The 20,253-nt window shown below is 68.5% G+C and carries 20 protein-coding genes; 10 read left to right on the top strand and 10 right to left on the bottom strand.

From position 1 onward, the window contains the following. The first annotated feature begins 408 nt into the window (after positions 1-408). From JL101_RS05645 to JL101_RS05615, 7 genes are all read left to right on the top strand, one after another. Positions 409-924, top strand: a complete 516-nt coding sequence (locus tag JL101_RS05645) for a hypothetical protein (protein WP_203102958.1) — start codon at positions 409-411, stop codon at positions 922-924. 167 nt (positions 925-1,091) lie between these two features. Next, on the top strand, positions 1,092-1,898 hold the full coding sequence (locus JL101_RS05640) for an RNA polymerase factor sigma-32 (protein WP_407697398.1): 807 nt from the start codon (positions 1,092-1,094) through the stop codon (positions 1,896-1,898). Between the two features lie 16 nt (positions 1,899-1,914). After that, entirely contained in the window at positions 1,915-2,442 is a 528-nt protein-coding gene (locus JL101_RS05635) for a sigma-70 family RNA polymerase sigma factor (RefSeq protein WP_203102954.1), read from the top strand. Further along, on the top strand, positions 2,439-3,233 hold the full coding sequence (locus JL101_RS05630; protein ID WP_203102951.1) for an anti-sigma factor family protein: 795 nt from the start codon (positions 2,439-2,441) through the stop codon (positions 3,231-3,233). Before JL101_RS05635 ends, JL101_RS05630 begins: the two co-directional genes overlap by 4 nt. A gap of 31 nt (positions 3,234-3,264) precedes the next feature. Continuing rightward, entirely contained in the window at positions 3,265-3,765 is a 501-nt protein-coding gene (locus tag JL101_RS05625) for a hypothetical protein (protein ID WP_203102949.1), read from the top strand. A 251-nt stretch (positions 3,766-4,016) separates the two neighbouring features. Further along, positions 4,017-4,958 (top strand): hydroxyacid dehydrogenase, encoded by a 942-nt coding sequence (locus tag JL101_RS05620; protein WP_203102946.1) that lies wholly within the window; start codon positions 4,017-4,019, stop codon positions 4,956-4,958. Between the two features lie 248 nt (positions 4,959-5,206). Then, positions 5,207-6,160, top strand: a complete 954-nt coding sequence (locus JL101_RS05615; RefSeq protein ID WP_228435297.1) for a 3-hydroxyacyl-CoA dehydrogenase — start codon at positions 5,207-5,209, stop codon at positions 6,158-6,160. Here JL101_RS05615 and JL101_RS05610 read toward each other — a convergent pair. Next, positions 6,150-6,428 (bottom strand): hypothetical protein, encoded by a 279-nt coding sequence (locus JL101_RS05610; RefSeq protein WP_203102944.1) that lies wholly within the window; start codon positions 6,426-6,428, stop codon positions 6,150-6,152. The genes JL101_RS05615 and JL101_RS05610 overlap by 11 nt on opposite strands. 202 nt (positions 6,429-6,630) lie before the next feature. Between JL101_RS05610 and JL101_RS05605 the strand changes: the two genes are divergently transcribed. Continuing rightward, positions 6,631-7,575, top strand: coding sequence for an NAD-dependent epimerase/dehydratase family protein (locus JL101_RS05605; protein WP_203102942.1), 945 nt, complete (start codon positions 6,631-6,633; stop codon positions 7,573-7,575). 3 nt (positions 7,576-7,578) lie between these two features. Here the strand turns inward: JL101_RS05605 and JL101_RS05600 are convergent, their stop codons facing one another. Next, a complete protein-coding gene (locus tag JL101_RS05600; protein WP_203102940.1) occupies positions 7,579-8,250 on the bottom strand; it encodes a COQ9 family protein in 672 nt (223 codons plus the stop codon). An 11-nt stretch (positions 8,251-8,261) separates the two neighbouring features. Then, positions 8,262-8,870: a peptide deformylase gene (gene def, locus JL101_RS05595; protein ID WP_203102938.1), complete on the bottom strand. Its 609-nt coding sequence runs from the start codon at positions 8,868-8,870 to the stop codon at positions 8,262-8,264. Positions 8,871-9,061: 191 nt separating this feature from the next. On the opposite strand from def, the gene rpsU reads away from it, so the two are divergent. Next, positions 9,062-9,265, top strand: a complete 204-nt coding sequence (gene rpsU, locus JL101_RS05590) for a 30S ribosomal protein S21 (RefSeq protein ID WP_012974546.1) — start codon at positions 9,062-9,064, stop codon at positions 9,263-9,265. Positions 9,266-9,496: 231 nt separating this feature from the next. On the opposite strand, the gene JL101_RS05585 is transcribed toward rpsU, so the two are convergent. The 6 genes from JL101_RS05585 to JL101_RS05560 form a co-directional block, all read right to left on the bottom strand. Next, positions 9,497-11,746 (bottom strand): putative bifunctional diguanylate cyclase/phosphodiesterase, encoded by a 2,250-nt coding sequence (locus JL101_RS05585; protein ID WP_203102936.1) that lies wholly within the window; start codon positions 11,744-11,746, stop codon positions 9,497-9,499. Between the two features lie 147 nt (positions 11,747-11,893). Continuing rightward, positions 11,894-13,294: an NAD(P)(+) transhydrogenase (Re/Si-specific) subunit beta gene (locus JL101_RS05580; RefSeq protein WP_203102934.1), complete on the bottom strand. Its 1,401-nt coding sequence runs from the start codon at positions 13,292-13,294 to the stop codon at positions 11,894-11,896. 18 nt (positions 13,295-13,312) lie between these two features. Next, positions 13,313-13,741 (bottom strand): NAD(P) transhydrogenase subunit alpha, encoded by a 429-nt coding sequence (locus JL101_RS05575; RefSeq protein ID WP_201073182.1) that lies wholly within the window; start codon positions 13,739-13,741, stop codon positions 13,313-13,315. A gap of 14 nt (positions 13,742-13,755) precedes the next feature. Beyond that, a complete protein-coding gene (locus tag JL101_RS05570; RefSeq protein ID WP_203102932.1) occupies positions 13,756-14,919 on the bottom strand; it encodes a Re/Si-specific NAD(P)(+) transhydrogenase subunit alpha in 1,164 nt (387 codons plus the stop codon). A gap of 271 nt (positions 14,920-15,190) precedes the next feature. After that, entirely contained in the window at positions 15,191-15,973 is a 783-nt protein-coding gene (locus JL101_RS05565; protein WP_203102930.1) for a hypothetical protein, read from the bottom strand. Positions 15,974-16,110: 137 nt separating this feature from the next. Further along, positions 16,111-17,460 (bottom strand): ABC1 kinase family protein, encoded by a 1,350-nt coding sequence (locus JL101_RS05560; protein ID WP_203102928.1) that lies wholly within the window; start codon positions 17,458-17,460, stop codon positions 16,111-16,113. A 329-nt stretch (positions 17,461-17,789) separates the two neighbouring features. On the opposite strand from JL101_RS05560, the gene JL101_RS05555 reads away from it, so the two are divergent. Then, a complete protein-coding gene (locus JL101_RS05555) occupies positions 17,790-18,089 on the top strand; it encodes a hypothetical protein (RefSeq protein ID WP_203102926.1) in 300 nt (99 codons plus the stop codon). A 10-nt stretch (positions 18,090-18,099) separates the two neighbouring features. On the opposite strand, the gene JL101_RS05550 is transcribed toward JL101_RS05555, so the two are convergent. Beyond that, complete coding sequence (locus JL101_RS05550) at positions 18,100-20,064, bottom strand: methyl-accepting chemotaxis protein (RefSeq protein ID WP_203102924.1); 1,965 nt, start codon at positions 20,062-20,064, stop codon at positions 18,100-18,102. Between the last annotated feature and the right edge of the window lie 189 nt (positions 20,065-20,253).

Here is a 20,253-nt window from a genome sequence, read left to right as displayed (position 1 = left end):
CGGCAGGCAGGTGCGGGCACCGGCAGGCCGTCGGGTGAAATCAGGGAAGAGCGATAGCATCGCGGAGGCTCCCGCGTCCAGCCGTGGCGGCGGGGAAGCGACTAGATGGCGCCGTCAAAAGGCGGAATGCCCGGCCCTCAGCGGAGGACCGGGTTGCTAATTCGCCGGGGCCGCGGGGCGGCCATATGCGTCAAGCCCAACATGATGGCGGGAGTTTAGGCAGGCGGCGGCCGGGGGTCAAGGCGGCGCCGCGACTCCCGTTGCCTTCGCCGCTGCCTTTGCCGCGGATCAGAGAAAAAACCGCCGACATGCCGGCTCCCCGGATTAAACCGCTCCCTCCCGCGTAATCGTCGCGAAACGGGCTGGTGGCCTCGGGAGAGCGCGGTGCGGCGGGAAAAGTGGTGGACCTTGAAGAGGGGACGAATCGTCGCGATCGCGGCGGTCGCCATCCTCGTGCCGGCGGGAGCCGGATTCCTGGCGGGGCGGACGGCGCCGCAGCCGGTCGAGGTCGCGCAGATCGCCTGCGGCCTTCCGAAACAGACGGTCAGCTTCACCCTGCCCGCCCCCCTGTTCGACCTCGCGCACGCGTCCCCGGAGCCCGGCGCCGCCCATCGGGTGCCGGTCTGGCTCGGGCCGTTCCGCCACCAGGGGACCTCCGACGTGGTCAGGCTGCGGTTCAGCGCAGAGGCCCGGGGGGACGCGCCGACCGTCAGCCGGGTCAACGACGTGATCCACCTGCCGGTCCAGGTCGGCGATCCCGAAGACCCGCCCCGCCGCATCCTGCTGCACTGCCGGAACGACGTCGTCGCTCATGTCCAGTACGTCAGCAGCGGCGGCAGGACGACGGATTTCCCCGTCATCCGCACCATGGTCGCCGAGGGCGCCGGAGGAGCCGGCGAGGATTCGCACTACGCCGCGAAATGATCGGAAAAGCCGGGATGAAAACCGAACGCCCCGCGTAATTGGGCAAAACGCAGCCGATCGAACCGATCAACCGAAAGACAGATAGAGAACACGGGAGCATTTGGATGCAGCCTTCGCCAAGCCGGACAGATCTGACGCGTTATCTTTCCCGGATTCGCGAGTATCCAATGCTCGAAGCGACCGAGGAACAGGAACTGGCGCGAGCCTGGCGCGACCGCCGCTGTCCGGAAGCCGCCGAACGGCTGATCGGCAGCCATCTCCGCCTCGTCGCCAAGGTCGCCCGCGGCTACGCCGGCTACGGCCTGCCCATGGCCGACATGATCGCCGAGGGCAACATGGGCATGGTCCAGGCGCTGAACGGCTTCGACCCCGACCGGGGCTACCGTTTCACCACCTACGCCTTGTGGTGGATCCGCGCGGCCATGCAGGAATATATCCTGCGATCCTGGTCGATGGTAAGGATGGGCACCACCGGGGCGGAGAAGAAGCTGTTCTTCAGCCTGCGCCGGGCCAAGAGCGCCATGAACCTGCTTCAGGAAGGCGACCTGAGCCCGGAGGAGGCCCGGCAGCTCGCCGAGACCCTGAAGGTGCCGGTCGCCGACGTGACGGGCATGAACGGCCGGCTGGCGGGTCCCGACCAGTCGCTGAACCTGCCGCTGCCCGGCATGGAGGACGGCCAAGCCCAGGACTGGCTGGTCGACCCGTCGGAGACGCAGGAGGAACTGCTGGCCCAGCGCCAGGAGATGGAACGCAGGAGGAAGCAGTTGAAGCGGGCGATGGAGCAGTTGCAGGAGCGCGAGCGCTCGATCCTGGCAGCCCGCCGGCTGGCGGAGGAACCGCTCACCCTGGAGGACCTGTCGCGCCAGTTCGGCATCAGCCGCGAGCGGGTGCGCCAGATCGAGGCGCGGGCGATCGAGAAGCTCCAGCGCATGATGACCGGCGGACGGCGCATGCCGTCCCTGGCCATGGCCTGACGGGACGGCTGCGACCATGCCGCACGGCAAGCTCAAGGAGGAGATGGCGACCCATATCGCCAGCCTGCGCCGGTACGCCATCGCGCTCACCCGCAATACGGACGAGGCGGAGGATCTGGTGCAGGAATGCCTCTCCAGGGCGATCGCAGGGGCCGACACCTTCCGGCCCGATGCCGATCTGCGCGTGTGGCTGTTCCGCATCCTGCACAATGTCCATGTCAGCGGCCTCCGGCGCCGGACGCTGGAGAACGCGGTCAAGGCCGACGCCGAGGCCGCCGGCCATGAGGCGGTGACCGAGCCGGCCCAGCACCGCCACCTGGAGGTGAAGGACGTCATGGCCGCGCTGTCCCAGCTGCCGGAGGACCAGCGCCGCGCCGTGACGCTGATCGCCACGGAGGAATTGAAGTACGAGGAGGCGGCCAAGCGCCTGGGCGTCCCGATCGGCACGTTCATGTCGCGGCTCGGCCGCGGTCGCGCGGCACTGCGCTCCATGCTCAATCAGGCCAGGCGGCCGAAGCTCCGCTTGGTCGGGGGGTCGGAATGACGATCGAAATCGACGAGAATGACCTTCACGCCTTTCTCGACGGTCAGCTGACCGCGGAGCAGGAAGCCGTCGTCCTGGCATGGCTCGAGTCCGATCCGGATGCCCGGAAGCGGCTGCACGACTATGCCGAACAGAAGCTCCTGACGGCGATCGGGGCCGCCGAGGCGGCGCATGACTCCGACCCCGAGCACACCCGGGAGCTGGCCGACGAGCTCGGCACCCGCCTCCAGCGGTCGCTGGGCCGGCGCCGTCCCCTGGTTTGGCTCCGGCAGGCGGCGGCTATCGTGGCGCTCGTCGCGGCGGGCTGGACCACCAACGAGCTGTATCACCACGTGATCGCGGACCGCCTGCCGACCTACGTGGTCGAGGCCACCGGCGCCCACCTGGTCTTCGCAGAAGGGCCGGTGCCGCAGGTCGGGGCTTCGAGCCCGACGGGCGCGGACCTCGCCCGCCTGCTGTCCGCCCGCCTGGGCGAGCAGGTCGACATCCCCGAACTGTCGCCGATCGGCCTGAAGTTGGTCGGCGGCAGGGTGATGGGCGGGTTGGACCATCCCCTGGCCGGCCTCGTCTACGAGGACAGGGAGGGACACCGGCTCACCATATGCCTGTCGCCGCGCGACGACGGCCCGGCCGACGGCCTGCACATGGCGGAGGTCGGGGGCGTGCGGGTCGGCTACTGGAGCAACGGCGAGCAGAGCTACGTCATCGTCGCCGACACGAGCGAGACCCAGCTCCAGGCCATCGTCGGCCAGCTGATGCGGGACAGGGCGTACCAGGACCGCTATTACTGAGCGCCCGGCCTTCCGCGGGCGGGCCGGTCCGATGCGCAGGATCACCGGACGCGGCATGAACCGCGGCATGGCGGCTGCCTTGCTCGTCCCGCTCGGCGCGGCGGCGGGCACGGCGGCCTATTTCCTGTCGGCCCATCTGCATTCCGCCCATCCGGTCGCCGTCACCTTGGCGGGCTGCCTCGGCTTCGGCACGGCCAACGTCGAGATTCCGCTGGAACTCCTGGGGGACGAAGCCGGCACGCCGCCGGTCAGCTTCGGCCCGATCGACCTGCCCGGTGCCGGCGGCGCCGTGACGCTGCGGTTCCGTTCCGCCGGGATGCCGGGCAGCCACGGCGCCGGGGTCGTCAGGATCGGCGACGTGGTCGAATTGCCGCGGACCTTCGGCGAGGCGGGACTGGTGCCGCACCGCATAGACCTGAGATGCCGTGACGGCGAGTTGAGAACGGTCCGCTATCGGCGCGATCACGCGGTCCACGAGTTCAGCGTCGCCGTCCGTACCGAGGGGAGTTACCTCGAAAAAGAGATCCGGTAGGGGAATCCGGTCGATGCCCGCCGGAGTGCGTCCGTTTTCAATGGATTTTTCCACCGTCTGCCATACTTGTCGCGCTGGCCTCCGAGGCCTTGCGGAGCGGGTCTGAACCTCCGCGCCCCTGGGGCGTTACCCTCGGTCCGTTCCGAAGACCCGGCCGCGGTAGCCACGACGAAGTTCCCGACCGGCGCGAAAGGGTATCCGAACCCGGCATCGCGACGGCGGGGCGAAAAAGACAGGTATGCGAAGCTGACATGGTGGAACGCCCTCTCGTCTATGTGCTGGAACCGATCGCGTCGAGCGCGGTCGCGACCCTGAGACAAAGTTGCGACGTGATCGACGCGGACGACCCGGCCAGGATCCGGTGGCACGAGGATGCGGACGGCCTGATCGTGCGGACCGGCAGGATCCCGCGCGAGCTGATCGCGGCGGCTCCCCGCCTCAAGGTGATCGGCAAGCACGGCGTGGGAGTCGACAACATCGACCTGGACGCCGCCCGCGACCGCGGCGTGGTGGTGGTCAGCACACCCGGGGCCAATGCCAACGCGGTGGCCGAGCTCTCGGTCGGCCTGGCGCTTTCCGTGGCGCGCCGGATCGCCCAGCTGGACCGCATGCTGCGCGACGGCAGCCTGGACGGGCCGCCGCCCCGCGGGACGGAGCTGACCGGCAGGACCGTCGGGGTGGTCGGGATGGGCAGCATCGGCAGGCGCACCGCGGCCCTGTTCAGGTCGGCGTTCGGCGCCCCGATCCTGGGGTATGATCCGTTCGCGGCCGAGGATGCCTTCCGGGAAGCCGGCGCCGAGCGTTGCGCCACCCTGGAGGAGCTGCTGCCCCGCGTCGACGTGCTGACCCTGCACATTCCGCTGAGCCGCGACACCGAGAAGATGATCGATGCGCGCCGGCTGTCCCTGATGCGCCCCGAGGCGATGGTGCTGAACCTGTCGCGCGGCGGCATCGTGGACGAGACGGCCCTGCGCGACGCGCTGGCCGGCGGCACCCTCTCCGGCGCGGCCACCGACGTCTTCGTCGAGGAACCGCCGCCCCGCGACCATCCCCTGCTGGCTCTGCCCAACTTCGTCGCCACGCCGCATATCGGGGCGGCCACCGCGGAGTCGATGGAGCGGATGGGCATGGCCGTCGTCTCGGATGTCGCCGCCGTGCTGGCGGGTGCCGCGCCGCGCCACCGTGTCGTATGACCGGGGCGCGGTCACCCTCCCATGACGACACGTACCGGATCAGGTCGGGAAATGGAGCCCGGGCAATAGCCTCAACTTCATTTCAAAGTAGAAACGAAATAAATGTGATATGGATCGTTTCGGACTCGATTCGGATTAGCCGAAGGCCTAGGGTCGCGCTGCCAGACGCTCTTCCCCGGTCCCTTCCGGCGTGGGAAAGAGGCTCCTGTAATTGATCCGCTAGATACCGAAGAAAGTGGAGAAACCCCATGGCCATGGTGGACAAGATCGCCGTTGTCGGCGCCGGACTGGTGGGACGCGGCTGGGCGATCGTTTGCGCCCGAGCCAACCGCCGGGTCGCCCTTTACGACAGCAATCCCGAAGCCCTGCCCCTGGCGATGAAGGTCATCGAAGGCAACCTGCGCGACCTGTTCAATTTCGGCCTGATCGCGGTCGAGCCGGACCGCCTGCTGGAGCGGATCGAGCCGACCTCCGACCTGGCGGAGGCGATCGGCGGGGCCAGTCACGTGCAGGAATGCGTCCTTGAGCAGGTGGAGGTGAAGCGCGAGCTGTTCTCGGAGCTGGACCGGCTGGCCGAGCCCGAGGCGGCGATCGCGAGTTCCTCCTCCGGACTGCCGGCATCAAGCTTCACCGAGCACCTGAAGGGCCGCGCGCGCTGCCTGGTGGCCCATCCGGTCAATCCGACCTACCTGATCCCGCTGGTCGAGCTGATCCCCGCCCCCTGGACCGACGAGGAGGTCGTCCTGCGCACCCAGGCGCTGATGACGGCCCTTGGGCAGGAGCCGATCCGCACCACGCGCGAAATCCCGGGCTTCGTGCTCAACCGTCTGCAGGGGGCGCTGCTGAACGAGGCGTTCAAGCTGGTCCAGGACGGGGTGGTCACCGTGGACGACGTGGACAAGACCATCCGGGAGGGGCTGGGCCTGCGCTGGTCCTTCATGGGCCCGTTCGAGACGATCGACCTGAACGCGCCGGGAGGCATCGTCGACTACATCACGCGGTACGGACAGATGTATTACGAGATGGCGCAGAGCCAGGCGGAGCCGCGCGCCTGGGACGAGAACACCACCGGCAGGATCGAGCGCCAGCGCCGGCTGCTGCTGTCGGAAGACCGGCTCCAGGCCCGGCAGGACTGGCGCGACCGCCGGCTGATGGCCCTGGCCGCGCACAAGGCCCAGGCCGGCAAGACCATCACCGAGTAGGGGGGCCGTCCGGCTTCGGCAGCTGGCCGGCGGCGCTTCCCGCCAGATCGAGCCAGGGCTGCCACGCCAGTGCTGCCATCCGCATCCAGAGCCCGACCGGGTTGGCCCACATCAGGGCGGCCGGCCGGAACGCCTCGCCGACCGACTGGAACGACGGGGTGGCCCGGATACTGATGGTCATCACGTCGGACCCGCCGTCCCGGTGCTCGCGGACGGTCATCTCGACGGTCGCGGTCGGCAGGGCGGCGGTGACTTTGGTTTCTTCCACGATAATCTCTCCTCCGGCAAAGGGGGCGGCAAGTAGGGCGGCGGGCAGTGTTTCCGTCCCCTTATAACCCGCCGGCCGCCGGATGGCTGCCGCCTTGCCGGCAGGGCGTCCTTTCGAAGCAATGCTTCTGCACGGCGTCGGCCGAGGCAACCCGGCGGCGGGCCGGTCGTTTTCCCCAGGTTTGCATATCCTGGGGACTCTGATGGCTTTCTGGTTGGTTACCGGCGGTTGCGGTTTCATCGGCTCGCATCTGGTGGACGCGCTGGTCGCGCGGGGCGACCGCGTGCGGGTGCTCGACGACCTGTCGACGGGAAGGCGGTCCAACCTGCCGCCGGGCGTCGACCTGATGGTCGGTGACGTGGCGGACGCCGCGGCGGTGTCCCGCGCCATGGCCGGCGTGGACGGGTGCTTCCACCTGGCGGCCGTCGCCTCGGTCCAGCGGGGCAACGAGGACTGGCTGGGCACCCACCGGGTCAACCTGACCGGCACCGTCGCCGTGTTCGACGCCGCCCGGACCTGCAACCCGGGCGGTCCCGTCCCGGTGGTCTACGCCTCCTCGGCGGCGGTCTACGGCGACAATCCGGAGATGCCGCTGACGGAGACCGATGCCACCGCCCCCCTGTCGGCCTACGGCGCGGACAAGCTGGGCTGCGAGCTTCACGGACGGGTGGCGTGGCGGGTCCACGGCGTGCCGTCCACCGGATTCCGCTTCTTCAATGTCTACGGGCCGCGCCAGGACCCGAAGTCGCCCTATTCCGGCGTGATCGCGATCTTCGCCGACCGGGTGGCCGGGCGCCGCGAGATCACGGTGAACGGAGACGGCGGCCAGACCCGCGACTTCGTCTATGTCTCGGATGTGGTCCGGCATCTGGTGGCCGCGATGGACCGCAGGCCGGACGGCAGCGCCGTCTACAATGTCTGCACCGGGCGGCCTACGACGGTGCTAGACCTGGCGCGGATCATCTCGCGCATCGGCGGGATCGAGCCCCGCATCGCCCAAGGCCCCGCCCGCGCCGGCGACATCCGCGAGTCGCTGGGAGATCCGCGCCGGGCGGCGGCGGCCTTCGGCTTCACCGCCGACACTCCCGTCGCGGAGGGATTGCGGGAGACGCTGGCGGCGATCTCCCGCGGGATCGCCGCCGAGTAGGCGTCAGTAGCCGGACGCCCGGCGGCGCACGTTCCGGGCGAACCGGAAGGGTGACGGCAGGTTGGCGAGCACGCTTCCGATGCCCGAGACCCTGCCCGTGGTCCGCCCGACCCGCATGACGTCGGCGATCCGGCGATCCAGGAAGGCCCAGGTTTCGGCCTTGCCGTCGGACTGGTCGTTGAGCCAGTAGAGCGTGGTCGAGGTCAGCACGGCGGCCAGCAGGGCGCGCTTCGTATAATAGTTATGGTCGGTCGAGGTGTCGCCCGCCGCGTACCACATGGCGTCGACCGTGCGGTAGACGATCCTGCCCCCGAGCGCCGTGTTCTGCGGCAGGGCCAGGAAGGTCAGCGCGCGCCGGACCGCCTCCTCGTGGGGCTCCAGGATCTCCAGCCGCGCCCGGACCGCCAGGGTGATGCGGTCGCGGACCTTCATGGCGGCAAGGTCGTGCCGGTCCAGCTCCTCCAGCATCCTGCGGTCGGCCCAGCCGCTGAAATGCTCCACGATCTGCGGGATGCCGCCGGGGAAAGCCAGCTGCGCCATGCCGCCGTCATGGCCGGTCATGGCGATCGCGTCACGCAGCGACTGGTTGCTCCAACCGTCGAAGATGACGTTGGGCAGCATCGCCTCGAGGATGTCGTCCCTGATCCGGTCGAGATCGAACCCGTTTTCTTCCATTCCAGCCCCGTTCATTCCTGGGTCCCGTTCCCGTCGTTGGTTTGGCTTAAGGATGTGGCGTCGCGGCCCCGCAAAGCCAACTCCGAGAGGTCGTCGGGAAAGTAACGGATTTCGTCGTTGAAGGTCAGCAGGGAGAGGTCGGGCATCCGGTCCAGGTAGAGCACGCCGTCCAGATGGTCCAGCTCGTGCTGGACGACGCGGGCATGGAAGCCCTTCGCCTCTCGCTCCACCGGCCGGCCATCCGCATCCAGGCCGCGGTAGCGGATATGGGCGTGGCGCGGCACGATGCCGCGCAGGCCGGGGATCGACAGGCAGCCTTCCCACCCCGGCACCATCCCGGTGCCGACCGGCTCGACCACCGGGTTGATCAGCACCGAAAGCCCGCGCGGCCGGTCCGCCTCCCCCTCCAGGGTCGCGCGCTCGGCCGGCACGATGAACAGGATGACCCTTTTCGGCACGTGGACCTGCGGTGCCGCCAGCCCGGCGCCCGAGGCGTCGGCCATGGTTTCCGCCATGTCGGCGATCAGGCGCTGGATTTCCGGGTCGGACGGATCCTCGACGGGGTCGGCGACCCGGCGCAGGACGGGATGCCCCATGCGGGCGATCTTCAGAATAGCCATGGCCCCAGTATGGGTGTATAAGCTGCGGAAGCAAAGCCCGCGCCGTACCGGTTTGGCGGAACGGATGCGGTCAGCCACCGTTTAGTCCTTGAGAAAGGGCTCCCCGGCATGCTAGAACCCGCGGCCAAGGTCGGACGGGTGCCTTTTGCGCATCGTGCGTTTGAATTCAACTGTTGGAGAGACACCAAACCGTGCAAGTGCTGGTTCGTGACAACAACGTCGATCAGGCCCTGCGCGCGCTGAAGAAGAAGATGCAGCGCGAGGGGATTTTCCGTGAAATGAAGCTGCGGCGCAACTACGAGAAGCCCTCGGAGAAGCGTGCGCGTGAGAAGGCGGAGGCCGTTCGCCGCACCCGCAAGCTGCTGCGCAAGCGCATGGAGCGTGAAGGCTATTGATCGACTGACGATCCGCGCCCGTCGAGACCGCGGATTCCAGGCCAAGCTTGCAAAAACCGCCCCGGCACCGTCCGGCGGCGGTTTTCGGCTTTGTCGGCCTACGGCGATCAGTCGCGATTGTGGATTCTTGTAGGTCGGCCTCGGCCGAAGGCCGAAGCCGACAGCGTGACCGGAGCGTTGACGCAGGGTGTCGGCGTTCGCCCTGACGGGCGAAGGCAGACCTACGGTTGATCAGGTCAGCGATATCTCCCGCTTCGCGCTTCCGGGCGAAGTGATCCAGCCGGCCGCTTCCTGCGGCGGCAGCGGCGCGCCGAACAGGTAGCCTTGCCCGAAGCCGCAGGCCATGTCGGACAGCAGCTTCGCGTCCTCCGCCGTCTCGATGCCCTCGGCGATGACCTCCAGCTTCAGCAGGTGGGCGAGGTCGACGATGATCCGGACCATGTCCCGGCTCTCGGTCGACCGGCACATGGCCGCGACGAAGGACTGGTCGACCTTCAGCGAGTCGACCGGGAAACGGTGGAGATAGCTGAGCGACGAGTAGCCGGTGCCGAAATCGTCGATCGACAGCCGCAGTCCCAGCGCCTTGAGTTGCCAGAGCAGCCCTATGGTCTCGCCGGCGTGGCTCATGGCCGCGGACTCCGTCAGTTCCAGCTTCACCTGCGCGGGATCGACGCCGCTTTCGGCCAGCGCCTCGGCCACGGTGTCCAGCAGGTCGCGGTCGCCGAGCTGCCGGGCGGAGAGATTGACGCTGATGAACAGCGGCTCGGCGCCCGGCCCGCGCATCGCCGTCCAGCGCACCATCTGGTGGCAGGCCCTGTGCAGGACCAGACGGCCGAGCGGCACGATCAGCCCCGTGACCTCGGCGATCGGGATGAAGACCCCGGGAGGCACCCTACCGCGGGTCGGGTGGTCCCAGCGCACCAGCGCCTCGAACCCGGCGAGGCGGCCTTCCGGCAATGCCACGATCGGCTGGTAAGCGACCCAGATCTGGTCGCTGGCGGCGATCGCGCGGCGCAGGTCGGTTTCCAGGCTCAGCCGGTCCAATTGCGCCGCGTGCATGGTCTCGTCGTACTGGCAGGTCCCGCCGCCCGCCTCGACCGCCCGCTCGCAGGCCAGCTCGGCGTTGCGCAGCAGCGTGTCGGGTTCGTCTTTTCCGGCGGCGATGCCGCGGCTCGCCGTCATGAAGACCGTCCTGCCGTCCAGGTGGAACGGCTCGTACAGGGCCTGCTCGAGCCAGCGGGCGGTCTCCTCGGCACCTCCGCCGGTCCCCAGGACCGCGAGCTGCCGATCGCCGGTGCGAGCCAGCACGGCGTCCCCCTCCAGGCAATCCCCAAGCCTCGCGGTCAGCGCGCACAGGAGCGTGTCGGCGAACGCCGTGCCGAGGCTGGTCTTCAGGCTTCCGAACCGCATCAGCTCGATGGCGACGATCCAGGCGGACCCGGACGCCGCCCGGCGCTCCGCCGCGCGCTTCAGCAGCAGGGCACGGTTGGGCAGGCCCGTCACGGCATCGAAATAGGCCATGCGCTCCAGCCGGGCGCGGGCCTGACGGCGTTCGGTGATGTCCCGCAGATAGGCCGTGAAGAAACGGCCCTCCGCCGTCGGCACCTCGGTGATCGCCAGTTCCAGGGGCATCCGGCTGCCGTCCGACCGCATGCCCTCGACCTCCATCCGGGAGCCGAGGACCCGGGTCTCGCCCGAGGCCAGATAGCGGCCGATCCCGGCCTGATGGGGGCCGCGCATCTCCGGCGGGACGATCACGTCGGCCAGGGACAGGCCGATCACCGCTTCGCGCCGCCAGCCGAAGGTGCGTTCCGCCGCCCGGTTGAACTCCACCACCCGCCCGCCGTCGTCGATCGTGATGACGCAGTCCAGCGCGGTGTCGAGCATGGCGCTCTTCAGAGCCTCGCTGGTGCGCAGGACGCCGGCGGCCCGGCTGCGCTCGACCGCGCCGGCGATCAGGGCGGCGGCCGTCCTCAGCACGTCCAGTTCCAGCTCCGACCACACACGCTCGCTCTCGCAGTCGTCGAATCCGAGGTGTCCCCACCAAGCGCCGGCCACCAGGATCGGGACCGAGACGAAGGACAGGATGCGCTGATACTCGAAGTCCTCGCGCAGGTATCCGGACAGGTCGCGGGTCAGGCCCTGGATCAGCTCGCCGCGCCGGCGGCGCTCGGTCCAGTCGGTCAGCGTCGGATCGGTGCCGACCAGCTTCTCGTCGGTGTTGCGCGGATCGCCGACCAGGGGCGCCAGCCCCGGAGCGGCCCAGTCGTGCCGACAAGTCTGCGCCAAGCCCTGCCCCGCCCCGTCGTGGATCTCGAACAGGTAGACCCGGCTGACGCCGGCGGCGATGCCGAGCCGCCCGAGCAGGTCGTCGATCCCGGCACGCCAATCCGGGCAGGCGACCATCGCCGCGGCGCCGTGGGCGATCGCCTGGAGGATCGCGCTGCGCCGATCCACGGCATCCTGGAGAGAGGCGAGCATGGTGTTTTCCCGTCTCGAGCCGCCGTCATGGAAAAACTATAGCACGTCGATCCAACAGGCGTGCAAGTCGTACGACAGGCATGAAAAAGGCGGCGGCGCCTTTCGGCACCACCGCCCTTTGGTCTATCCTTGGGACCGACGGACAGCTTAGTCCAGGGCCTTCAGGACCTCTTCGGTAACTTTCTTGGCGTCGCCGAACAGCATCATGGTGTTGGGCCGGAAGAAGAGTTCGTTCTCGACGCCGGCATAGCCGGCCGCCATGGACCGCTTGATGAACAGAACGGTCTTGGCCTTCTCCACGTCCAGGATCGGCATGCCGTAGATCGGCGAGGCCGGGTCGGTCTTGGCGGCCGGGTTGGTCACGTCGTTGGCGCCGATCACGAAGGCCACGTCGGCCTGGCCGAAGTCGCGGTTGATCTCCTCCAGCTCGAAGACCTCGTCGTAGGGCACGTTGGCCTCGGCCAGCAGCACGTTCATGTGGCCGGGCATGCGGCCGGCGACGGGATGGATCGCGTAGCGGACCTCGACGCCTTCGTGCTTGAGCATGTCGGCCATCTCGCGGAGCGCGTGCTGGGCCTGGGCCACCGCCATGCCGTAGCCGGGCACGATGATGACCGAGGAGGCGTTCTTCATGATGAAGGCGGCATCCTCCGCCGAGCCCGCCTTGACCGACCGGTCGCCGGCAGGGCCGCCGGCCGCCGCCGCCGCGCTGTCGCCGCCGAAGCCGCCCAGGATGACGTTGAAGATCGACCGGTTCATGCCCTTGCACATGATGTAGGACAGGATGGCGCCGGAAGATCCGACCAGCGCGCCGGTGATGATCAGCAGGTTGTTCTCCAGCGTGAAGCCGATGCCGGCCGCGGCCCAGCCGGAATAGCTGTTCAGCATCGACACCACCACCGGCATGTCGGCGCCGCCGATGGGCAGGATCAGCAGGAAGCCGAGCGCCAGCGCCAGCAGCACGATGATCCAGAGCGCCACGGTGGAGTTGGATACGCACAGCCAGACGATGCACAGCACCAGCACGATGCCGAGACCGGCGTTCAGCATGTGCTGCATGTTGAAGACCAGCGGCTTGCCGCTGACCAGGCCCTGGAGCTTGGCGAAGGCGACCAGCGAGCCGGTGAAGGTGATGGCACCGATCGCGACGCCCAGCGCCATCTCGATCAGGCTGCCGGTGCGGATCGCGCCCGCGGTGCCGATGCCGTAGGCCTCCGGCGCGTAGAAGGCCGCGATCGCGACGAACACGGCGGCGAGGCCGACCAGGGAGTGGAAGGCGGCGACGAGCTGCGGCAGGGCCGTCATCTCGATCCGGCGCGCGATGACGGTGCCGATGGTGCCGCCGATCGCCAGCCCGATGATGATCAGGGTGATCGACAGGCCGGAGATCAATCCCGGCAGCATCAGCGTGGTGACGATGGCGATCACCATGCCGACGATGCCGTAATTATTGCCCTGGCGGGAGGTCTCGGGGCTGGAAAGGCCGCGCAGCGCCATGATGAAGCAGATGGCGGCGACCAGGTATGCCAGCGGGGCTAATGTGGCCATGTTGGTTCAGGGCTCCCTTTATGCCTTCTTCTGCTTCTTCTTGTACATCGCCAGCATGCGCTGGGTGACAATGAAGCCGCCGAAGATGTTGACCGAGGCCAGGATGACGGCGAGGAAGCCAAGCATCGTGGAGAAGGTGAAGCCGGCCGTGCTGCCGGTCGCGATCAGCGCGCCGACGATGATCACGGAGGATACCGCGTTGGTGACGCTCATCAGCGGCGAGTGCAGCGCCGGCGTCACCCGCCACACCACGTAGTAGCCCACGAAGCAGGCCAGCGCGAAGACCGTCAGGCCGGTGATGAAGAAGCTGTGGTCGGCCGGAGCCTGCTCGACGGCGCCTGCCGCCAGCCGGGACGTCTCGGCGGCGAGCCGGTCGGCCTCCACGGTGAGTGATCGCAGTGCCTGCTGCAGGTTGGTGACCTGCTGGGCCAGTTCCTGGCTTGTCATCGGCTGTGTTCCCCTCAGCTCTTGGCCGCCTCGGCGGCGGCGAAATTGGGATGCACCACGGCGCCGTCGCGGGTCAGCGCGGTGCCCTTGATGATCTCGTCGTCCCAGTTGATCGTCAGGCCCTTTTCCTTGTCGATCAGCGGGGTCAGGAAGTTCAGCAGGTTCTTGGAATAGAGCATCGAGGCGTCGACCGCGTTGCGGCTGGGCACGTTGATGTGGCCGACGATCTTGACGCCGCCGACGTCCACGACCTCGCCGGGCTTCGAGCCCTCGACGTTGCCGCCCTGCTCCACCGCCAAATCGACCAGCACGGAACCCGGCTTCATGGAGCGGACCATCGCCTCGGTCACCAGGATCGGCGCCTTGCGGCCGGGGATCAGCGCCGTGGTGATGACGATGTCCTGCTTCTTGATCGTCTCGGCGATCAGCGCCCGCTGCTTCTCCTGGTAGCCGGCGCTCATCTCCTTGGCGTAGCCGCCGGCCGTCTGGGCCTCCTTGAACTCCTCGTCCTCGACCGCGACGAAGGTGGCGCCGAGGCTCTGCACCTGCTCCTTGGTCGCCGGCCGCACGTCGGTCGCGGAGACGACGCCGCCCAGCCGGCGGGCCGTCGCGATGGCCTGGAGGCCGGCGACGCCGACGCCCATGATCATGCAGCGCGCCGGCGGCACGGTGCCGGCCGCCGTCATCATCATCGGAAAGGCGCGGCCGAACTCCGCCGCGGCATCGACCACCGCGCGGTAGCCCGCCAGGTTGGCTTGGCTGGACAGCACGTCCATCGACTGGGCGCGGGTGATGCGGGGCATCAGCTCCATCGCGAAGGCGTTGACCTTGGCGTCCGCGTAGGCCTGGATCTGGTCGCGCGCCTGGTAAGGCTGGAGGATGGCGACAAGCATGGCGCCGGGCTTCATCAGCGCCAGCTCGTCCGGGCCGCCCTCCGCCTCGGTCAGGGGACGCTGGACCTTCAGCACGATGTCGGCATCGCCGACGGCGGCCGCCTCGTCTGGAGCGATGGTGGCACCCGCGTCGACGAAGACCTGGTCGGGAATCGAGGCGTGCTCACCGGCGCCGGTTTCGACAACGACGTCCAGCCCGAGCTGCTTGAATTTCTTGATGGTATCCGGCGAGGCCGCGACGCGACGTTCATGGGCGCGCCGCTCCTTCGGTATGGCGACTTTCATCCTGGCTGGTTCCCTTGCCGCTGATTTTTTTGCCGAGAATTGTGGCGGACGTTTGATGCGACGGCAAAATGCCGCATTCTGGAAAGTTTGTGAAGCGCTCTAGCCACTAACCTTTCCTATTCAATCATGTCCACTAAACCTTCAGCATCGCGCCATGCACAGTGGACAATGGTCGCATGCGGCATGAGGGAAGCGCATGAAAAAGGGCGGCCGACCCTTTCGGATCGGCCGCCCTCCCCGGCGGTTTCAAGCGTTCAGACGCCCGCGGACGTTACCGGGCCTGGGAACCGCCCGGCAGGATCGACGCGAGCTGGTTCATGAACTGCGCGCACGAGCCCTTGTTGTCGGCGTTGTATTCCTGCTGGATCTGGGTCAGGAGCTGCTGCACCTCGCCCTGGCGGCTGGCGGGAACCTGGCTGGCCCGGTCCTCGAGCGACGCCCAGGTGGTCGGCTGGCAGTCGTTGATCGTGTAGCGCTGCGGAATCGGCTGGCCGCTGGCACTGCCGGCCGCCAGGCTGCCGTTGGCGTCGCGGCTCATGCCGGTGCCCATCGGGCGGGTCTCGGTCGAACCCGCGACGGGGCCGCCGCCCGCTACTCCGCCGCTGCCGGCGCCCTGGGTGCCTGCGGCCGGGACCACGCCGCCGCCGGCCGCGGCACTCATGTCGTTGACCTGGCCGCCGGCCTTGACGATCGAATTGCGCGCGTCCGCCAGGATCTGGGCGCAGCGGGCGCGGTTGCCATCCTGGGCCTGGTTCTCCGCGGTCTGGAGCTGCACGCCGATGCGCTCGCGGATCAGGTCGTTCTGGACGCTCTCCAGGTCGGAACGGACGGCTGCCACGTCGGTGGGACCGCAGGAGGAGGGAACCTGGAGGTTGGTCGTGCCGGTCGGGAAGGTGGGATCACCGGTGCCGGAGCTGTGCGCCCCGACAGCCGCACGGCCCGTCTGGGCGCCGTCGGTCTGGCCAGTCTTCAGGCCGGTATCCTGCGCCAGGGCCTGACCGGAGACGCCAATGGCCAGGGCCAGCACGGCTGCACCGTAATAGAGCTTGTTCATGGGAATTGATCCTCGTCTTGGGGGCGATCCGGCCGCCATTCGGCAACCTTTGGCCCCCTCAACAAAGGTTTTGACTGGTTGGTTCCGCAATTTCTCACGAAAAATCGACAACACGCGCCGGGAACACGCGAGGGAGGTCAGGTCGGCAGCGGCACCCCATGGCGATTGAGCAGCCCGGTCTGGCGCGTCTCCAGCGCGTTCACGTCGAAGTCGCCGATCAGGTCATGGAAGAGCTGGTACCAGTTGACTTCGGCCTGGAGATGCAGGAACACCGACCCCAACCCGATGGCCGCCCGGTCCATGAAGACGAATTCCCGGGGGATCTCCAGCCCGCCGACCTCGTGAAGCGCCTTGTGGACCTTCTCCGCCGCCTCGCGCCCGTACATGGCGCTGTTGGTCTCGTCGATCCTGCGGGTCCGGTCGTCCATGATCGGAGCGTAGACGAAGTGCGCCCAGACATTGAGGATGTCGATCAACTGATTGTCGATCTTGTTGAAGCCCCAGACGCGGTACGCCTCCGCCGCAAGATCGCGGTCATCGGTCTGGAGCGCGTGGTACAGGTCGATGACGCCCTTGACGAAGCTGGGCTTGAAGATGCGGATGCAGCCGAAATCGAGCAGGTTGATCGAGGCGTCGGGCCGCACGGTGTAGTTGCCCAGGTGGGGGTCGCCGTGGATGGTGCCGCAGGTATAGAACGGCGTGTACCAGGCCCGGAACATGTTCAACGCCAAGTCATTCCGGCGTTCCGGATGGTCCTTGACGTAGTCCAGGATCTTGCGCCCGTCGAGCCAGCCCATGGTCAGCAGCCGCTTGGTCGACAGCTCCGGAACCACCTCGGGCACGTGGACGCTGCCGACGGGCGCCAGGATGTCGCGGTACAGCGCCGTGTGCCGTGCCTCCAGCGCATAGTCCAGCTCCTCGCGCAGGCGGGCCGAGATCTCGGCGTGGATCTGCCGGGTCGAGATGGTCTTGTCGTAGCGCTCGTAGATCGAGAAGATCAGCCCGAGCTGCCGCAGGTCGGCCTCGACCGCGGACATCATGTCGGGATACTGGAGCTTGCAGGCGAGCTGTCTGCCGTCCAGCCCGACAGCCTTGTGGACCTGCCCGAGGGACGCGGCGGACGCGGCCTCGTGCTCGAACTTCGCGAACCGCTTCTGCCAGTCGGGACCCAACTCCGACGCCATCCGCCGCTTGACGAAGGGCCAGCCCATGCTGGGCGCGTCGGCCTGGAGCTGCGAGAGTTCCTGGACATATTCCTGCGGCAGGGCGTCGGGAATGCTGGACAGGATCTGCGCGACCTTCATCAGCGGCCCTTTCAGCCCGCCCAGCGCGTCCCTCAGTTCCTTCGCGTGCTCGCCGCGTTCAAGCTTGATGCCGAGATAGCGCTGTCCGGCGAGCCGCGCCGCCAGCCCGCCCATCGCCGTGGAGACCCGTGCATAGCGGGCGATGCGCCCGCCGAACGAGTTCTGTTCAGTGCCGTTTGCCATGCACGGAAAGTGGTGCTCCGACGGGCGAAAGACCAGTGCGCCTGGGCACGCATCGGACGGCCGGCGGGGCGGCGCATGGGACCGGTCGCCGCGGAGCCTGCAAGCGAAAAATCCGGAATTTCTTTCCCATACAAGAATATGCCCGCCCGCTCCATTACAGGCACATAATAATATATCATTCCGCACAGAGGATATTTATGATGCGCCAAGCATAGCGCAAACGCCTTTCCCTGTTCAGGCGGGTTCCCGGCTTCCGGGCCGTCGTCGCCTCGAATCCCTGATCGCTGCCCATCCCACGCACGTTCCACATCGTTCGGCAGGAGTTCCAGATGGCAAGAGTATCCCTGAGGGTGACCAACGCGGACAACGAGATCGTCGTGTTCCTGAACGGTCTGGTCGTTTATGCCCGGGAACAGGAGGAGGACGTCGCGTTCGACGACGTCACCGACCTGGATCCCTACCTGACGTCCGGCATCAACATCCTGATCCTGGTCGGCGTCAACTGGAGCGCCGCCGCCAACTACCGGGGCGCCCTGACGATCGGCGACATCACGCAGCCGTTCTCGTACCAGAAGGACGACGCGCAGCCCGGCGTCTCCTGGATCCAGACCTTCACCATCCCGGCCTGAGGCCGACCGGTCAGCACGAGGCTCCCGCCACCCTCGCCACCTCTCCCTCGCCCAGCGGCGGGGGGTCGAACTGGAGGTGGATACCGTGGCGGGTGACCCCGACCACGTGGGCGTGCTGGGGCTGATCCCGGTCGGGAATGCGCAGCTTCAGCCGGTCGCCCGCCTTGAACTTGATATCGCTGCTGATCAGGGCGCCGCCGCGCGACACGTCCAGCAGTTCGGCCTCCCCGGCGCCGAACGGGCCGGCGACCTCCGTCGTGACGTGGCAGGGGTGCCGGGTATGGGCGCGGCGGTTGGCCTCCTCGGTCGAGGTGCGGACGATCTGGGTCAGCGCCTCCGCCAGCGCCCCGATCCCGTCGCTCAGGGCCGAGGCCGCCAGTTTGCTGCTTTCCGCCAAGTCGTCGGTGCGCCTCACGTCGCCGGACAGGGCGTCCACATGGACCGAGACGTCGCGGGTCGCGCGGGCGGTCGCCTCGACGTTGCCGGCGATCTCGGCGATGGCCAGGGACTGCTCCTCCATCGCGGTGCCGATCCGGCCCGCTATGCCGTCCACCGCCGCGATGGCGTCGCCGACCCGGCCGACGGCGGCGCCGGCGTCTCCGGCCGCCACCTGGATGCGGGTGATCAGGTCGCCGATCCGGTCGGTCGAGCTCTCGGTCTCGCGCGACAGCGCCTTGACCTCCGCCGCGACGACGGCGAAGCCCTTGCCGGCCTCCCCGGCGCGCGACGCCTCGATGGTGGCATTCAGCGCCAGCAGGTTGGTCTGCGAGGCGACGTTGCGGATCAGGCCGACGATGCCGCCGATCTCGGCCGCGACCTCGTCCAGCGTGCGGATGACGCCGGCGGCGTCGCGGGCGCTGGCGACCGCGAGCCCGGCAGCGGCGGTGGCCTCCTTCACCTGGGCGTTGATCCGGTCCACCGAGTCGGACAGCCGCCCCGCCGCCGAAGCGGCGGTCTCCACCGCCTCCAGCGCCTGGGCCGTGGTGTCGGACATCTCGCGGGCGTTCCGGTCCATGCTGCGCGCGGCGGCGTGCAGGCCGGCCGTGGCGTCGCGCATGCCGTCGGTCTGGCCCGTCACGGTCTCGATCGCCTTGCGGGTCTGGCCGTCAACCTTGTCGGCCATGCCGCGGATGGCGGCCCGCACCTCGTCGCGGTGGAACTCCTCCAGCCGCTCCTCCTCCACCCGCATGGCGCGGACCTTGAGCGCGTGGTCGCGGAAGACCTGGACCGACGCGGCCATGGCGCCGACCTCGTCGGCCCGGTCGAGGCAGGGAACCTCCTCGTCCAGCTGGTCGGCGGCGAACCGCCCCATGACCGCGCGCAGGCGGGTCAGCGGCCCCAGCAGCCCGCGCATGGCGAGGAACGACGCCGCCGCCACAAGCAGGGCGGCGACCCCGCCCAGCAATCCGCCGACGCGGACCAGGGCGTCCACCATGGTCATGAAGGCGGCCCGCGGCTCGCCGACGAACAGCGCGCCGATCACCTTGCCCTGGGGATCGGCGATCGGATCATAGGCGGCGAGATAGGGTTCCCCCAGCACGGCGACCTCGCCCCGGAACGGCTGCCCGCGCTTCAGCACGGTATCGATCACGACGGGATCGACCAGCCCCGACCCGACCGCCCGGCGTCCGGTCGAGTCGCGGACGGAGGTCGCCACCCGGCGGCTGTCGGAGAACAGCGTCACCGCCCCGCCGGTCAGCGCGCCGATGCGGTCCACCAGATCCATGTTGCCTTCCAGCGGCGTCTCGCCCGCGGTCAGCTTGCCCTTGTCGTCGAGCCGCGGCGCGCCCAGGTGCCGAAGCATTTCCCAGGCGACCCGCATGTTGGCTTCCTGCCGCGCGAACCCCAGCCGCTCGCCCTCCGCCAGGAGCACGGCGCGGAGCGCAACCAGATTGACGATGCCGATCACCCCGATCGCGAGGATGCACAGGAGGGCGATCTTGGTGGATATGGACAGTCGGTTGACCAGCGGCACGATCCCACGCCTCGGCAGTCTCAGGGCGCGAGGAACCTACCATCGATGCGCGCGGGAGTCAGTGCCGGGATGGAGTCATTCGCAAACTATCTTGCCGCAGGCGGGGAAGGAACTTACGGGCCTTCCGGCGGCTGGCCGCTCATCGTCCCATAAGGCATCGACTTGTTTGCACGTCTGAACAGCCCGCAG

Source organism: Skermanella rosea (assembly GCF_016806835.2).
Lineage (GTDB): Bacteria > Pseudomonadota > Alphaproteobacteria > Azospirillales > Azospirillaceae > Skermanella > Skermanella rosea.
The sequence above is the reverse complement of the archived record's forward strand: the minus strand, read 5'-3'. Positions and strand labels throughout refer to the sequence as shown.

Bases quoted from the DNA above. Each gene is read 5' to 3' on its own strand.
- JL101_RS05560 (WP_203102928.1), bottom strand. From the start codon at position 17,460: ATGGCAAACGGCACTGAACAGAACTCGTTCGGCGGGCGCATCGCCCGC.
- JL101_RS05555 (WP_203102926.1), top strand. From the start codon at position 17,790: ATGGCAAGAGTATCCCTGAGGGTGACCAACGCGGACAACGAGATCGTC.
- JL101_RS05585 (WP_203102936.1), bottom strand. From the start codon at position 11,746: ATGCTCGCCTCTCTCCAGGATGCCGTGGATCGGCGCAGCGCGATCCTC.
- JL101_RS05640 (WP_407697398.1), top strand. From the start codon at position 1,092: ATGCTCGAAGCGACCGAGGAACAGGAACTGGCGCGAGCCTGGCGCGAC.
- JL101_RS05615 (WP_228435297.1), top strand. From the start codon at position 5,207: ATGGCCATGGTGGACAAGATCGCCGTTGTCGGCGCCGGACTGGTGGGA.
- JL101_RS05635 (WP_203102954.1), top strand. From the start codon at position 1,915: ATGCCGCACGGCAAGCTCAAGGAGGAGATGGCGACCCATATCGCCAGC.
- JL101_RS05575 (WP_201073182.1), bottom strand. From the start codon at position 13,741: ATGACAAGCCAGGAACTGGCCCAGCAGGTCACCAACCTGCAGCAGGCA.
- JL101_RS05565 (WP_203102930.1), bottom strand. From the start codon at position 15,973: ATGAACAAGCTCTATTACGGTGCAGCCGTGCTGGCCCTGGCCATTGGC.
- JL101_RS05580 (WP_203102934.1), bottom strand. From the start codon at position 13,294: ATGGCCACATTAGCCCCGCTGGCATACCTGGTCGCCGCCATCTGCTTC.
- JL101_RS05605 (WP_203102942.1), top strand. From the start codon at position 6,631: ATGGCTTTCTGGTTGGTTACCGGCGGTTGCGGTTTCATCGGCTCGCAT.
- JL101_RS05630 (WP_203102951.1), top strand. From the start codon at position 2,439: ATGACGATCGAAATCGACGAGAATGACCTTCACGCCTTTCTCGACGGT.
- JL101_RS05625 (WP_203102949.1), top strand. From the start codon at position 3,265: ATGCGCAGGATCACCGGACGCGGCATGAACCGCGGCATGGCGGCTGCC.
- def (WP_203102938.1), bottom strand. From the start codon at position 8,870: ATGGCTATTCTGAAGATCGCCCGCATGGGGCATCCCGTCCTGCGCCGG.
- JL101_RS05620 (WP_203102946.1), top strand. From the start codon at position 4,017: ATGGTGGAACGCCCTCTCGTCTATGTGCTGGAACCGATCGCGTCGAGC.
- JL101_RS05600 (WP_203102940.1), bottom strand. From the start codon at position 8,250: ATGGAAGAAAACGGGTTCGATCTCGACCGGATCAGGGACGACATCCTC.
- JL101_RS05570 (WP_203102932.1), bottom strand. From the start codon at position 14,919: ATGAAAGTCGCCATACCGAAGGAGCGGCGCGCCCATGAACGTCGCGTC.